This is a genomic window from Acidobacteriota bacterium (assembly GCA_028874215.1).
GTDB lineage: Bacteria > Acidobacteriota > UBA6911 > RPQK01 > JAJDTT01 > JAJDTT01.
In genome coordinates this window covers 49774-62871 of record JAPPLF010000096.1, presented here as the reverse complement: position 1 = coordinate 62871, position 13098 = coordinate 49774, and the positions used below count along the sequence as shown (strand labels likewise).

Below are 13098 nucleotides of genomic sequence, written 5' to 3'. Positions count from 1 at the left end.
CGGCGACTTCCGCCATGGGCATCCCCATTGCGGCGAATTCCGGTGGGCGCCGAGCGCCTTGCTATCGCTCGGCGCTCTTCCCGCGGTCGATGCCCACCACCGCCAGCCCGGGCTGGGTCCGGAGATAGACACAGACCGGGTGGGACCCGCCGTTCGCCGGGTCGGTAACGGGTCGAATGCGGACCTTCAGGAATTCCGGTCTGGCCGGGGGCAGCGGGATGGGAGAACCGGCGGACGACCCGGCCGGGCCGAGGGACTTGCTCTGCCGGGTCCCGTTGTCGAATTCGGACCATTCGTAGAGGTAGGTCGGGCTCGGGGCCGGGGCCTCCCTTCGGGACAGATCCGAGAACTCCAGGACCGGGGCGCCGTCTCGATTCCGGACCCGGAATTCATCCAGAGGATTGATCCCGGCCAGGTAGCGCCGAACGATTTTCCGGCGCCGCTCCAGGAGCGTCCGGACCAGGTACTCCTCCGACTCGTCGTCGACCAGTTTCCCCGTCCGCACGACGGCCCGAATCGATTCCTCGTTCAGCCGCATCAGGATGCGGACGGCCCAAAAGGCGTCCTCCGGGAGCATGCGTTCGAAGGCCGGGTTGGGATACTCCGGTTTCCAATCCTGAGGCTGGAAGTAATCCGCTTCGAAACGGCCGACGGCGGGATGCTCCGGGTACTTCACATGTCTCCAGGGCCGGTCCCAGAGGCCCAGAGTCAGTCCCGCCTTGAAGATGGGAGGCCACTCCACCAGGTACTCGTTGCCGGCGCGGCGGCTCTGTTTTTCGATGCTGCCGCTTCCCAGGCAGGAGCCGAAATCCAGCAGGTGGTGTTTCACATACCCCTGATCGTCCCGGGGAAGGTACATGTCCAGCGTGTTGATGCTTCGGGAGTCGTCGTGGTTCAACCAGGCCGCGAAGATCCTCAACGCTCGCAACTCTCTCCGATTCTCGTGCCGGAAGATGTCGTTTGCGTCGTCGCTCCGGGTTCCGAAGTACTCGAACGGGCCCAGGGGACGGCCCGGCAGAAGCCGGCTCGCCAGCGCCTGGATTTTTCCGTCCGGCAGTCTGGGAACCAGGCGAAGGATCCGATCCACATCCGCCTGCGCCATGGCCCGTTTCTTGCCCCGTCCCTCTCGCAGCGTGGACTCGGACATCACCTGCAGATTCGCGGGCAGGATCCGGACCAGGTGGTTTTCCGGAACGTGATAGCCGAAGGCGTGGAAGAACCGAGTGCTGATGGCCTCAGCCGAGGTGGCCAGTTGAGGGTGTTCCAGGGGGTCGAACTTGATGAAATAGGTTTCTCCCCGGCTGTCTCGGATGGTGAAACCGGGAGTGATTCCCTCCGTTTTTGCGGAGACGATCCGCCAGGGCTTCGAGACGTCGGGCGGCTGCCGGTTGGGTCCTCGCGCCAACTCGGCCGGACTCATGGGCCGGCTTCCCAGCCGATTGTGAAACCAACTGGAATCGGGAACCTCTCCCAGCGTGTTCACGTTCTGCGCCGGGAGGACGGCCTCCCCCTTGGCGGGACGGTTGGAGAACGAATTCTCCAGCAGGTCCGCGATACGGCTCAGGGAGCGCGGCTCGGGCATGGGAATGGGAAGATCGTCGGCATCGGCCCGGATCGGATCGTCCGGAAGAAACCGCTGCCCGTGGATCGGGGGGAGGTTGGCCGTCAGGCAGCCCAGAAGCAGAACCAAATGCGTGACCCGTGGGCGTGGCAACTCCGCACCTCCCGCTAGAACGCCGGCCCGACACTGACCCGGACCCGTGCACCTTCCCGGCCCCTTGCCAGGTCCACCCGGAAGAGGACGCGGTCCCGGCTCTTGAATCGAAACCCGAACCCCACGTTTTTCCGGAGGCCCGTCAGATTGAAGTCCGATCGGTCCCGAAACACCTTGCCCGCGTCGTAGAAGAGGGCCAGTTCCAGAGCGGGCGCCGCCTCCCAGCGGTACTCGGCCGAGAAGTAGATGAGATTCCGGTCCCGGAAACGCTGATCCCTGAAGGATCTCAGCACATGCGGCCCCCCCAACGTGGGCTGATAGTAGAAGGGCACCCGGCTTCCGCTCTCGGGTTGAGTCGTCGAGGTCAGGAAACGCAGGGCCAGCACCCGCTGGCGGGATCCCAACGACAGGTATTGACGCCCCTGCATAGCGAAGCCCGAAAAATGGTAGTCGGCCCCGCCCAATTGGGCGTGGCGGGACCAGGACAGGTCAACGACGCTCCCCGAGTGGGTGTTTTCCGGCCGGTCCCGAAAGTCCAGGGAGAGAGTGGCGCGGGTCCGAAGGAAACCGGGTTGGCGGGCGAGGCCGGGGGTCGTGGCATCGTCGAAGACACTTGCGACGGGAACGGCGCCGGGGTCGGTTCCGGGACCGGTGTTCACCTGTAGCACTCCCACTTCCGACTCTCCCAGCAACCACGCGCCCACCCGGTACCGGACGGTCTTCCCATAGAAAACCTCCTCGAGGCGGTAATCGCTGCGGTCTCCCTCCCTGGAGTCGGCGCCGGGTCCGAAGTAGTTCAGCCTGGGAAAGTTGCGGTACCGGATCTGGCCGAAGACGCTGAGCCGTTCCGTCGTTCGACCTGGCTCGGCTCGCTGGCGGAACCCGTGGTCTTCCGGGTCGAGTTCGAAACCGGGGCCGATGTTCGGGAGCCGGCCGAACTGCAGGTCAACCAGTTGGTAGCCGCGGATGGAATAGCCGCCCGTCAGGGCCGCGCCGAGCCGGCTGCGCCTCAACTTCGGCTGCCAGTACCGTGCGCCGAAGGCGACGGCGGACCGGGGCCCCAGGACGCCCACCACCGGCTTGAGTCCCGGTGAACCGGTACCGCCAAGCGTACCGAATCCTCTCTTTTCCACCCAGAGAAGAGCCTTTTCGAGTCCGCCGGCACGAGGCGGAGTGACGCGGGATCGCTTCTCGATCCGTTTCTGCTTCCAGCGGCCGGCCCGGGTGTCCTGGGGGGAAGCGGACTTGGTGCCTGGGGTTTCTTTCCCGGCGCCGGAATCGCCGGATTCCGCACTCCCGGCAGCAACGCCTGGAAAGGAGAGCAGCAGGTAGGCCGAGCAGAGGACTCGCAAGCCGAGCACGAAGCGGCATTCTATCGCAGCCGGCCGCCTTGGGGGTAACGGGCCGGTGCGGCTCCACTCAGGGATGTCGGCGGACTTGACCCGGCCCGTCGCCTCGGCTACGTTGATCCCGCGTCGGTGCTCCGGCCATCCGGAGCGGCGAGAGGGAACCCGGTGAGAGTCCGGGGCTGCCCCGCAGCGGTAAACGGGAACGACCGCCGTCTTAGCACTGGCTCCGGGGAGTTGGGAAGCGACGGCCTGTAGGAGCGGCGAGAGCCGAATGCCCGTGAGTCCGAAGACCTGCCGGCACCATATCCATTGACCTGTGCCTTCGAGGGAAGGATCAGGGTCGCGCCGGCCGGCCTGGCTTTCCTCTTCCTCATCGAAACCCCGGGTCGTGGCCGAGGGACCATGAACGGCGCGGAACCGCAACAAAAACCGGGGGAGGAAGACACCCTGCCGCTAAACGGTGCCGGCGAGTCCATCGCCATGTGCTTCAGCGGGGGAAAGGACAGTTCCCTCGCCCTGTGGGAGATTCGCCGCGCGCAGACGTATGTGGTCGAGACCCTTTTGACCACGGTCAACGCCGAGTACGACCGGGTCAGCATGCACGGCGTTCGCCGTGAGCTGCTGCGGGAACAGGCGGACGCCATCGGGATTCCAATGACGGAGGTCCCGGTGCCCCGAGTTTGCACCAACGCCGTCTACGAGCGGGAGATGGGGGCGGCGTTCGCGCGGCTGGCGGCCGCCGGAATTCGGCGCGTGGCCTTTGGCGACATTTTCCTGGAAGACCTGCGGACCTACCGGGAAGAGCAGTTGGCCGCCTCGAAGCTGGAATGCTTCTTTCCGCTCTGGAAGCAGGACACCGGGAAGTTGGCGCGCCGGTTCATCCAGGGTGGGTTCAAGGCCGTCCTGGTCTGCGTGAATTTGAAGGTCCTGGATTCGACCTTTGCCGGCCGCCGCTTCGATGAGGCCCTGCTGTCCGACCTTCCGCCGGGCGTCGACCCGTGCGGCGAGAACGGAGAATTCCACACTTTCGTGTACGACGGACCGGTCTTCCGCCGGTCCGTGCGCGTGTCTACGGGCGAAGTCGTCCAACGGGACTCCTTCGTTTTCTGCGACCTGCTGGCCGCGTCGCCGCCCCGGCGATCGGCTCCACCGTCCCCCAACCCAGGAGGAGAGGAATGAAACCTCGGCGCTCCCCGATGCTGGCGCTGCTGTTCAGCGGCGTGTCCCTGAAACAGCCGGTGCCGGCTCAGGCATACCGGTTCGGCGGCTCATAACGGGTCGTAATGTCTCATCGGATCATCACCCTCATCGCCAGCGCAACGGAGATCGTGTGCGCACTCGGCTTCGAGCGCGAGCTGGTCGGCCGTTCCCACGAATGCGACTATCCCGCCTTCGTGTCCCGGCTTCCGACCTGCTCGAGTTCGAAGGTGGAATTGGAGGCCGTCAGCCGGACCATCGACGATCAGGTCCGGACCATCGTCTCCGACGGCCTGTCCGTCTACCGCGTCGATCCCGACCTTCTGAATCGCCTGGCGCCGACGGTCATTGTCACGCAGACGCAGTGCGAGGTCTGCGCCGTCAGTCTGCGGGATGTCGAGGAGGCGGTGTGCGAACTCGTGACTTCGCAGCCTGCGATCGTTTCCCTGGAACCCATGGCCCTGTGCGACGTTTGGGAGGACGTCCGCAAGGTGGCGGCGGCGCTTGGAGACCCGGGACGCGGCGACGATCTCGTGACCGGCCTCAAGGATCGGCTCCAGGGGATTCGCGCACGGACGGAGCCGGTGCGGACCCGTCCTTCCATTGCGTGCATCGAGTGGATCGATCCTCTCATGACCGCGGCCAACTGGATGCCCGAGCTCGTCGAATGCGCCGGCGGCCGGAACCTCTTCGGTGAGCCGGGGAAACACTCCGGCTATTTCGACTTCGACCAGCTTGCGGCTGCCGATCCCGACGTGATCGCCCTCTTGCCGTGCGGCTTCGATATCGAGCGCACCTGCCGCGAAATGCCCCCGCTGGCGACCCATCCGGGATGGCCGGAACTGGCCGCGGTCCGGAACGGACGCGTGTTCGTGACGGACGGGAATCAGTATTTCAACCGGCCTGGACCGCGAGTCGTGGAGTCCGCCGAGATCCTGGCGGAGATCCTGCATCCCGGACTCTTCGATTTCGGGCACCGCGGGACCGGGTGGAAACGCTGGGAAGGTTAAGAATCGGCATTCGCCCGGCGATCCTGTGAATCGCTTGGAGGAATGCGGGCGGAGAGCCGTCAGCGGATGGACTTGAGAAGTGCAGATGAATCGAGCCCGGCGAGCCCTGCGGATCCTCCTGCCCGTATTGCTGTTGGCAGGATGCCGGGAAGAGCAGGCACCTCGTCCGAACAGCGCGTCTCCCGCTTCGGCACCGGAATCTGACGTCCGGCGAGTCATCGCCTACGGCCCCAGCATCGTGGAGTTCCTGTTTGCCATGGGTCTGCAGGACCGGATCGTCGGGGTGTCGCCCCACTGCGACCACCCTGCCGAGGCACGCCGTTTGCCTGTAGTCGGGACCGCGGTCGAACCGAACGTGGAGAAGATCCTGGCGCTCCGGCCCGACCTGATCGTGGCGCTGGGGAAGGGGTTCAAGCTGGAGCGCATCGCTCGCCGGCAGGGAATCCGGTTCCTGGCCCTGGAATCGACATCGGTCGGGGACGTGCTCCGAGCGCCGGTCCGGTTGGGCGATGCGCTGAGAAATCCCCGGGCCGGCGAGCCCGTGGCCACGCGCCTGAAGCGGGAGTTGGACGAAATCCGGCAACTTTATTCCGGACGTCCCCGTCTCGACGTCCTGGTGGCGATGGGCAGCAAGAGCCACCAGGTGTTCTCCGCGGGGAAGGGATCCTTCCTGACCGGGTTGGTGGAACTGGCGGGCTCGCGCTCCATCACCGCCGACTTGGAGAAACCGTGGCCCATGGTGAGCCTGGAGACGGTTCTGGTGCGCCGTCCTCAGGTCATCCTGGTGCTGGACTCACGGGACCATCTTCCGGAGGAGGTGAAGAACCGGTTCCTGGCGGAATGGCGGATGCACCCCACGCTGCCGGCGGTCCGCGACGGACGGGTCCGGGTGCTGAACGGCAGTTTTCTCATGCGTTCGGGTCCACGCCTTCCCCAGGCGGCCCGGCTCATCGCCCGGGCCATCCACGGCGGCGAGGAATGAGTAGGAGAGCAGAAGAGGAGGGGAAACTGGACGCTTCTTTTTCACTGACGGCGCAGGGAGTGGCGTTTCGTTACGCCGGGCAGGAGCCGTTGCTGGAGGACGTGCAACTCTCGGTCGAGCCGGGTTCGCTCACCATGCTCATCGGTCCCAACGGCGCCGGCAAAAGCACTCTGATGAAGATCCTGGCCGGTCTGCTGGAGCCGGCGCAGGGGACCGTCCAACTCCAGGCGGGGCCTGGAACACGCTCGCAAGACCTGGCCGGCCTGTCACTTCTGGCCCGGGCCCGGACGGTCGCCTATCTGCCCCAGGAAGTCCTTCCTCCCGAGGGTTACACTGTGCAGGAGGTGGTCCTACTGGGCCGCTTTCCCCACCAGCGATGGTGGACTCTCCCTGGTGAGCAGGACCGGGAGATCGTGGGGGAGTCGCTGGAGCGAATGGGAGTGGCGCAGCTGAGGAATCGGGTGTTCGAATCGCTCAGCGGCGGGGAGCAGCAGGCGGTTCTCCTGGCGGGGGTCCTGGCCCAGCAGAGTTCGCTGTTGTTGCTGGACGAACCGGGGAAGGGGCTGGACGTCCACCATCTGGCGACGTTCTCACAGAGGCTCCGGCGCTTGGCCCGTGCCGGCCGGGGCATTCTCTGCATCACCCACGACCTGAATCTGGCCTCCCGTTTCGCCGACGTGATCTACCTGCTCTCGGACCGGAGGATCCGCGCTCGGGGCCGGCCCCGGCAAGTGTTGACCCAGGACTTGATAGAGGAATCCTACGGAAGCGACGTCGAGGTCATGCGGGATGCCGGAAGCGGACTTCCCGTGGTCCTGCCCGGTTCCCGGTCCGACAAGCCCGGCGGTATCCGGAAATGACCAGGAACGGCTCCGGGGGTCGAACGGGCCAGGTCTTGGGAACCGTGGGGTTGTGCTTCCTCTTTTTGTTCACGGCTCTGGCCATCTCGCCGTTCTTCGGAGCCGAAGAGGTCGACGCGCTGTCGGGGCTGAAATTGATCTCCCGGCACGGTTTCACGTCCCCTTTGCCGGAGGAACTGCCCGAAAGGGATCAGAATCAGGTCCTGCGCAGCATCGTCTCCAATCGCATTCTTCGGTCCTGGATGGGGGTCGTTGCCGGCGCCGGACTGGCAGTGATCGGAGCGGCGCTGCAGGCGATCCTGCGCAATCCCCTGGTAGCGCCGTCGACTCTGGGGGTCTCGACGGCGGCGGCCGTCGGCGCCTTCTGCGTCATCATCGGATTCGGGTCGGGACTCACCTGGGGCCCCTTCTCGCCGATCCAGGTGGCCGCCTACCTGGCGGCGGTCCTGGACATCCTCCTGATCTACGGCATCGCGAGACTGGCCGGACGCCTCAGCATGGCGACCCTGCTGCTGGCCGGGGTCACGGTGAACCTGATCTGCGGCGCTCTCATCCTGCTGATGCGTCACCAGGCCGAGAACCCTTATGACCTGCAGGTGTTGGACCACTGGCTCATGGGGAGTCTGAACTCGCTTTACACCTGGAGCGATCTCTGGAGCATTCTCCCCTTTGTTCTGCCGGGAGTGGCCGTGATCGTCTGGTTGTCGCACCGGCTCAACCCCTTGGCTCTGGGCGATGACTACGCGGCGGGTCGCGGCGTGCCGGTCCGCCGGGTCCGGCTTCTGGTCTTCGTGTTCGGCTCCCTGGCCGTGGCCGGAATCGTCTCGGCGGTGGGGCCTATCGGATTCGTGGGGCTGATCGTGCCGCACATGGTCCGCCGCCTGGTGGGAACCGATCAGCGGCTGGTGATGGCGGCTTCGCTCCTGGTGGGGGGCGGGTTCCTGCTCGTCTGCGACTGCATCGTCCGGTCCAGGCTCATGGGAGGAGTGGAGTTGCCGGTGGGCGTTCTGACCGCCCTGCTGGGCGGCCCCACGTTCCTCTACCTGCTGATTCGCTCCCGCCGGTAAGGTGCCGCCGCAAGCGCGAGTCTCGGCGGGGCAGGGACGCGAGTGGACGAGGGCCGTTCAGGACGCCAGCATTCCGCCGCCCACCTCGATGACCTGGCCGGTGATGAACGCCCCGTCGTCCCCGGCCAGCAACAGATAGGCGCCGACACAGTCCTCGGGCAGTCCGTCGCGTCCCAGGGGAATCCGCCCGATCAGGTATCGATAACGTTCCTCCGATGCCCGGGCCTGGAGGCGGGTGCGGATGATGCCGGGTGCGACGGTGTTGACGGTGATGCCGCGGGGCCCGAATTCCTGGGCCCAGTTGCGGGTCATGCCTTCGAGGGCGGCTTTGGAGGCCACGTAGGTCAGCGCGCCTGCCGTGGCGCCCGTGCGGGCGCTCATGGAGCCGGTGAGGATGATGCGGCCCCGCCCGCCGGGCAGATGAGCCATGGCGTGCTTGACGCAGAAGAAGGCGCTCCGGCAGTTGGTGGCCAGATCATGCTCCCACTGCTCCCCGGTCAGCTCGCTGGTCAGGCCGCCTTGACCGGGGGCTCCGGCGTTGGCCACCAGGATGTCCAGGCCGCTGAATGCGTTCACGGCGGCCGTCATGAGATCCGCCACCTGTTGCTCGTCGGTCACATCCGCCCGCACGGCGAGTGCCCGTCCTCCCGCTTCCTCGATCTTCTCCACCGTCTCGGCGGCTTCCCGGGCGCTTCGGCTGTAGTTCACCACCACCGACGCTCCGCAACGGGCGAGACCGATGGACACGGCGCGTCCGATGCCGGTGCCGCCGCCGGTGACCACCGCTGTTCGCCCTTCGAGATCGACGACCATGGGAACCGATCCTGGATTCTCATTCATTTCAAGACCCTTCAAACCGCGGGATGACCAGAGGTCCGGCTCCCGCCTGAAATAACCGTCCCGTCGAACGGCATCTGAAGAACTGTACCTTGTTCCGCGAACCTGTGCTGCGAAGAGGGAGGCCGTCCGGCCCGGGAGACCGAAGCGGAAAGGGGGGAAGTCATCGCCGTCGCCTCAAGCATGGCGACCGCGGATGTATCATGAATAGAGGAGCGACGACTGGTCTGTGAGGCAGGAAGGGAGCGGGACATGACCAAGCAGGAGATGATCGAGAATCTGAATGAAGACTTGGCCGGAGAGTTGGGTGCGATCATTCAATACCTGACCTACGCCGCCAAGACGACGGGTCCCTACAGGCCTCAGTTGTCTCAGTTTTTTCTCGGTGAAGTGGCCGACGAGCAGCTGCATGCCCAGTACCTGGCCAACAAGATCGTGGCCTTGGGCGGCGAGCCGACCACGGTGCCCCGCCCGGTCCCGGCGGCTGCCACCAACAGGCAGATGGTCGAGCAGGTCCTGGCGGCCGAGCGGCAGGCGACGCGCGACTACACGGAGCGGGCCCGGCAGGCCGAAGAACTGGGTGACAAGGGATTGGTGGTCCAGCTCGAAGACATGGTGCGCGACGAAACCACCCATTCGGAGGAGACGGAGCGGCTCCTCCGCGATTGGCCTCTCTGAGAGCGCCGGATGGCCACGGCCGGCCGGCCCGTTTCAACCGCCGAGAAGATCTTTGGCCGCCTGCCGCGCCTCGTCCAGTGTCGCGACGAACTGGCTTGCGGGAACCTGCCGCAAAACGGCCAGGGCATGAAGAGTTTCGGCAACCGGGCCGGAAAGCCCCATCACCACGAACTCGGTCCGCTCTTCCCGGGCGATGTCCATGAGCTTCTTGATCAACATGGCCGCGCTGTCATCGAGGTAGGTGGCTCGAGAGAAGTCGAAAATGACCACCTCGTGATCCCTGATGTCGGCGCTGATGGCGCGGGCCAATCGGTTGGAGGAGGCGACGGTGAAACTTCCCCTGAGCGCCAACAGACCCACGCGCGCCAGGTGGACGTCGCCGCCGGACTCGTCCTGTCGATTGGAGAAGAACGCCTGGTCCAGCAGCGGCACGGAAACGACACTGTCCATCTCAAGGCGTTCCAACTGCCGTGCGTGGGCCATTGCGGCGGCGATCAGTCCGATGGCGATTCCGGTGACGAGATCGACCAACACCGTCAGGCCCAAGGTGATCATCATGACCACCAGGTGTTCGCGCCGGATGCGGTGGAGCCGGGCCAGGAGGTGCCAGTCGATGATGTCCCAGCCGACCTTGATCAGGAGGCCGGCCAGCGCGGCGCGGGGAATCGGCTCGACGAATTGGCCGAGGCCCAGCAGAAACATCAGCAGGACGATGGCGGAAAAAGCCCCCGAGGCCCGGGTCCGGCCGCCGGCCCGGATGTTGACGGCCGTCCCGATGGTGGTCCCGGCCCCGGGCAGGCCCCCGATGAGTCCCGAAGCCACGTTGCCGATGCCCTGGCCCACCAGTTCCCGATTCGGGTTATGACGTCCGCCGGTGAGTGAGTCGGCAACCAGCGAAGTGAGGAGGCTGTGCACGGCGCCGAGCAGGGCCAGGATGATGGCCGGCTGCAGGGCCCGCGCCAGAAAACCGGCGGACGGCAATTCCAGATGCAGATCGGGCAGTCCCGCCGGCACGTCCCCGACGACGGGAGCCTCGCTCAGCCACAGAACGCCTGCGAGAGTGCCGGCGATCAGGGCCGCCAGGGGAGCGGGCATCACTCTCGCCAGGCGACGAGGCCAGAGCGATACGAGCGCAAGAGTCAGGACACCGGCGGCGAAAGCGCTGGTGTTGATATTTGCCACCGCCTCGGGCAACGCGTGAATCGCATCCAGCGGCCCGCCCGGTACGGCCGGCGCGCCGAGGAACGGCAACACCTGAATCAGGATCATGATGATGCCGACGCCGGACATGAATCCGGAGACCACCACATAGGGCGTGTAGGCCACGAATCGCCCGATTCCGGAGACGCCCATGAGCACTTGCAGCAGGCTGGCCAGAACAATGACGGTCAAGGCTTCCGTGAGGTTGGCGGAAAGGCTGGCGAGGATGACCGCCAGGGCAACGGTGGTGGGACCCGTGGGCGCGGACAGTTGAGCCCGCGTACCGCCGAACAAGGCCGCGAAAAAGCCGACGGCGATTGCGCCGTACACGCCGGCGGCCGCTCCCAGGCCCGACGCCACGCCCAATGCCAGGGCGACCGGCAGCGTCACCACTGCGGAGGTGAATCCGCCGGAGAGATCCCCTCTGAAACGTTGCAGGCCGTAGATCTTCTGGCGCCGCCGGTTCGTCATGAAGCGTCAGGTCCGGGACGGAAATCGAACGGGCGAAAGAATACTGCATCCCGGTTCGATGCGCCCGTGTCAATGATGGACGGAATCCGCGGCCACCCGCCGTGCTTCGTCCAGGTTCGAGACGATCTGCTTCTTCGGGACGCGCCGAAAGTCGGAGAGCGCTTGCAGGGCCGGCCCAACGGCATCGGTGTCACCCCTGAACATCAATTCGGTCCGTCCATCTCCTTGAACTGAAAAGCATAGAGCTTGCAGTCCTGGAGGTGGAACCGGAGCCGAACCGATTCCCCCGCCAGCTTCTTCAAGTCCGGCTCCCCCTTCCAGCGTACGGGAAGGCGGACCGAGTTCCCATTCAAGGGCAGAGCCTCGTCCCGCGAGAATCCTGGTACGGGCTGCCCCGTTTGATCCAGGACCTCCACCCGGGCTTCGCCTCCGCCTCCCGTGTCCAGGTTCAGTTCCAGTTGAGATCCACCGAAGCGGATCGGAGGCGTCGTGAATTGGCCGCCTTCGTACGGCGCGTCGACCGAAACGAAGCCGTCCAACCGGAGTACTGCGCGGCTGATGCCGGTCCGGTGACTGGAAGACTCGGAATCCAACTGGGAGTCATGGTCCCGGTTGGACCCGTTGTAATAGATCCACAATTCGTCGCCCATGCGGACGGGGTGGGGCAGGGCCCAGACCCGGGCCGAGTCAAAGCCTCCAGGCGGACCCATCCGAAGGAATGCCTCCCTGTTGCCGACCCTCCGGAATTGTTTCCCGTCCCGGCTCACCAATAGGCGCACGTCCATGGCGCTGGGACCCAGTCCGGACACGGGAGGCCTCGGTTTCCAGTGCCAGAAGGCTTGAGCCAGCATGACGTAGACCTGATCCGCTTCTTCGTACCGGAAGACGTCGGCGCCGTAGTAGTCCACCGGCGGCTGGCCCGTGGGCGTGGCATGGGTCGCCCGGTCGACAGCGTCGGGCCCCACCACGATGCTCTGATTGGTCCAATGGAGGAGATCCGGGGATTCCAGCCGGCGGACCGAACGAAAATTCCGGTTCCGGTCGTCGAACTGGGTCCAGTACCGGGTGAACAGAAGGTAACGCGACGACGGCGGATCCCAGAAGATGATGCTCTGGGTGTCCCAGCCGCCTGGACCCGGATCCAACTTGGCAAACAGCTTCCATCGAATGCCGTCCGGCGAGGTGTGAAGATGGAGTTCGGCGGACGGGTAGACCTTGGCTTGCGTCTTGTACCGGTGTTCCGGCGGAGCGTAGGGATCGATCCAGACGGACGAGCCACCGACCTTGCCGGGGATCACGATATTGTTCTGGCGGGACCCGCCCGAATCGTGAAGTCCCAGCCGTGGTTTGACGAACGACAATCCGTCTTCGGACTCGGCGTAGCAGACTCTCAACACGTCCGGAAAGCGGTCTTCGCCGTATTGGCGCTGGTCGTACCAGAGGCGAGTCTTTCCGTTTTCCCTGAGCACGCTGGAGTAGAGGCCGATGGAGCCGCCCCGGCCGGGGCCTTCCCAGGTCTGGTCCGGCTTCAGGAGGATTCTCCGATCCTGCCAGGGAGGGTTCATGGTGAGCCGGACTCCGTGACTCGATTCGATGAAACGTTCATCCACGAACAGTTGCTTGCGGGAACCCACGTCGATGGTCTCGGGTGCGGCGCGGAGGCCGGCGCCCGCCAATATCAAGAGGAGCAGCTTGGGATAGGATCTCACCAGTCTCAGGGACAACGGTCGTCC

General features: G+C 65.5%; 11 protein-coding genes and 1 riboswitch. Of the genes, 6 read left to right on the top strand and 5 right to left on the bottom strand.

The window, feature by feature from the left end:
* Nucleotides 1-61: 61 nt before the first annotated feature.
* Both OXT71_19145 and OXT71_19140 read right to left on the bottom strand, forming a co-directional pair.
* Nucleotides 62-1714, bottom strand: a complete 1653-nt coding sequence (locus tag OXT71_19145) for a hypothetical protein (protein MDE2928505.1) — start codon at nucleotides 1712-1714, stop codon at nucleotides 62-64.
* A 14-nt stretch (nucleotides 1715-1728) separates the two neighbouring features.
* Nucleotides 1729-3075 (bottom strand): BamA/TamA family outer membrane protein, encoded by a 1347-nt coding sequence (locus tag OXT71_19140; protein ID MDE2928504.1) that lies wholly within the window; start codon nucleotides 3073-3075, stop codon nucleotides 1729-1731.
* Between the two features lie 98 nt (nucleotides 3076-3173).
* Nucleotides 3174-3377, top strand: a riboswitch (cobalamin riboswitch).
* An 88-nt stretch (nucleotides 3378-3465) separates the two neighbouring features.
* Here OXT71_19140 and OXT71_19135 point away from each other — a divergent pair.
* The 5 genes from OXT71_19135 (at nucleotide 3466) to OXT71_19115 (ending at nucleotide 8179) form a co-directional block, all read left to right on the top strand.
* Entirely contained in the window at nucleotides 3466-4242 is a 777-nt protein-coding gene (locus OXT71_19135; protein MDE2928503.1) for a diphthine--ammonia ligase, read from the top strand.
* Between the two features lie 104 nt (nucleotides 4243-4346).
* Nucleotides 4347-5270 carry a cobalamin-binding protein gene (locus OXT71_19130; protein ID MDE2928502.1) on the top strand — a complete coding sequence of 308 codons (924 nt, stop codon included), beginning with the start codon at nucleotides 4347-4349 and terminating at the stop codon, nucleotides 5268-5270.
* An 85-nt stretch (nucleotides 5271-5355) separates the two neighbouring features.
* Nucleotides 5356-6252, top strand: coding sequence for a helical backbone metal receptor (locus OXT71_19125; protein MDE2928501.1), 897 nt, complete (start codon nucleotides 5356-5358; stop codon nucleotides 6250-6252).
* Complete coding sequence (locus tag OXT71_19120; protein MDE2928500.1) at nucleotides 6249-7112, top strand: ABC transporter ATP-binding protein; 864 nt, start codon at nucleotides 6249-6251, stop codon at nucleotides 7110-7112. The genes OXT71_19125 and OXT71_19120 overlap by 4 nt, the downstream gene beginning before the upstream one ends.
* Nucleotides 7109-8179, top strand: coding sequence for an iron ABC transporter permease (locus tag OXT71_19115; protein MDE2928499.1), 1071 nt, complete (start codon nucleotides 7109-7111; stop codon nucleotides 8177-8179). Before OXT71_19120 ends, OXT71_19115 begins: the two co-directional genes overlap by 4 nt.
* A 57-nt stretch (nucleotides 8180-8236) precedes the next feature.
* Here OXT71_19115 and OXT71_19110 read toward each other — a convergent pair whose 3' ends face one another.
* Nucleotides 8237-9019, bottom strand: a complete 783-nt coding sequence (locus OXT71_19110; GenBank protein MDE2928498.1) for an SDR family oxidoreductase — start codon at nucleotides 9017-9019, stop codon at nucleotides 8237-8239.
* 249 nt (nucleotides 9020-9268) lie between these two features.
* Here OXT71_19110 and OXT71_19105 point away from each other — a divergent pair, with 249 nt between their 5' ends.
* Nucleotides 9269-9694, top strand: a complete 426-nt coding sequence (locus tag OXT71_19105; GenBank protein MDE2928497.1) for a ferritin-like domain-containing protein — start codon at nucleotides 9269-9271, stop codon at nucleotides 9692-9694.
* Nucleotides 9695-9727: 33 nt separating this feature from the next.
* On the opposite strand, the gene OXT71_19100 is transcribed toward OXT71_19105, so the two are convergent.
* Nucleotides 9728-11365: a SulP family inorganic anion transporter gene (locus tag OXT71_19100; protein MDE2928496.1), complete on the bottom strand. Its 1638-nt coding sequence runs from the start codon at nucleotides 11363-11365 to the stop codon at nucleotides 9728-9730.
* Nucleotides 11366-11568: 203 nt separating this feature from the next.
* Nucleotides 11569-13089 (bottom strand): hypothetical protein, encoded by a 1521-nt coding sequence (locus tag OXT71_19095; GenBank protein MDE2928495.1) that lies wholly within the window; start codon nucleotides 13087-13089, stop codon nucleotides 11569-11571.
* Nucleotides 13090-13098: the final 9 nt, after the last annotated feature.

Bases quoted from the DNA above. Each gene is read 5' to 3' on its own strand.
- OXT71_19135 (MDE2928503.1), top strand. From the start codon at position 3,466: ATGAACGGCGCGGAACCGCAACAAAAACCGGGGGAGGAAGACACCCTG.
- OXT71_19130 (MDE2928502.1), top strand. From the start codon at position 4,347: ATGTCTCATCGGATCATCACCCTCATCGCCAGCGCAACGGAGATCGTG.
- OXT71_19125 (MDE2928501.1), top strand. From the start codon at position 5,356: ATGAATCGAGCCCGGCGAGCCCTGCGGATCCTCCTGCCCGTATTGCTG.
- OXT71_19120 (MDE2928500.1), top strand. From the start codon at position 6,249: ATGAGTAGGAGAGCAGAAGAGGAGGGGAAACTGGACGCTTCTTTTTCA.
- OXT71_19115 (MDE2928499.1), top strand. From the start codon at position 7,109: ATGACCAGGAACGGCTCCGGGGGTCGAACGGGCCAGGTCTTGGGAACC.
- OXT71_19110 (MDE2928498.1), bottom strand. From the start codon at position 9,019: ATGAATGAGAATCCAGGATCGGTTCCCATGGTCGTCGATCTCGAAGGG.
- OXT71_19105 (MDE2928497.1), top strand. From the start codon at position 9,269: ATGACCAAGCAGGAGATGATCGAGAATCTGAATGAAGACTTGGCCGGA.
- OXT71_19100 (MDE2928496.1), bottom strand. From the start codon at position 11,365: ATGACGAACCGGCGGCGCCAGAAGATCTACGGCCTGCAACGTTTCAGA.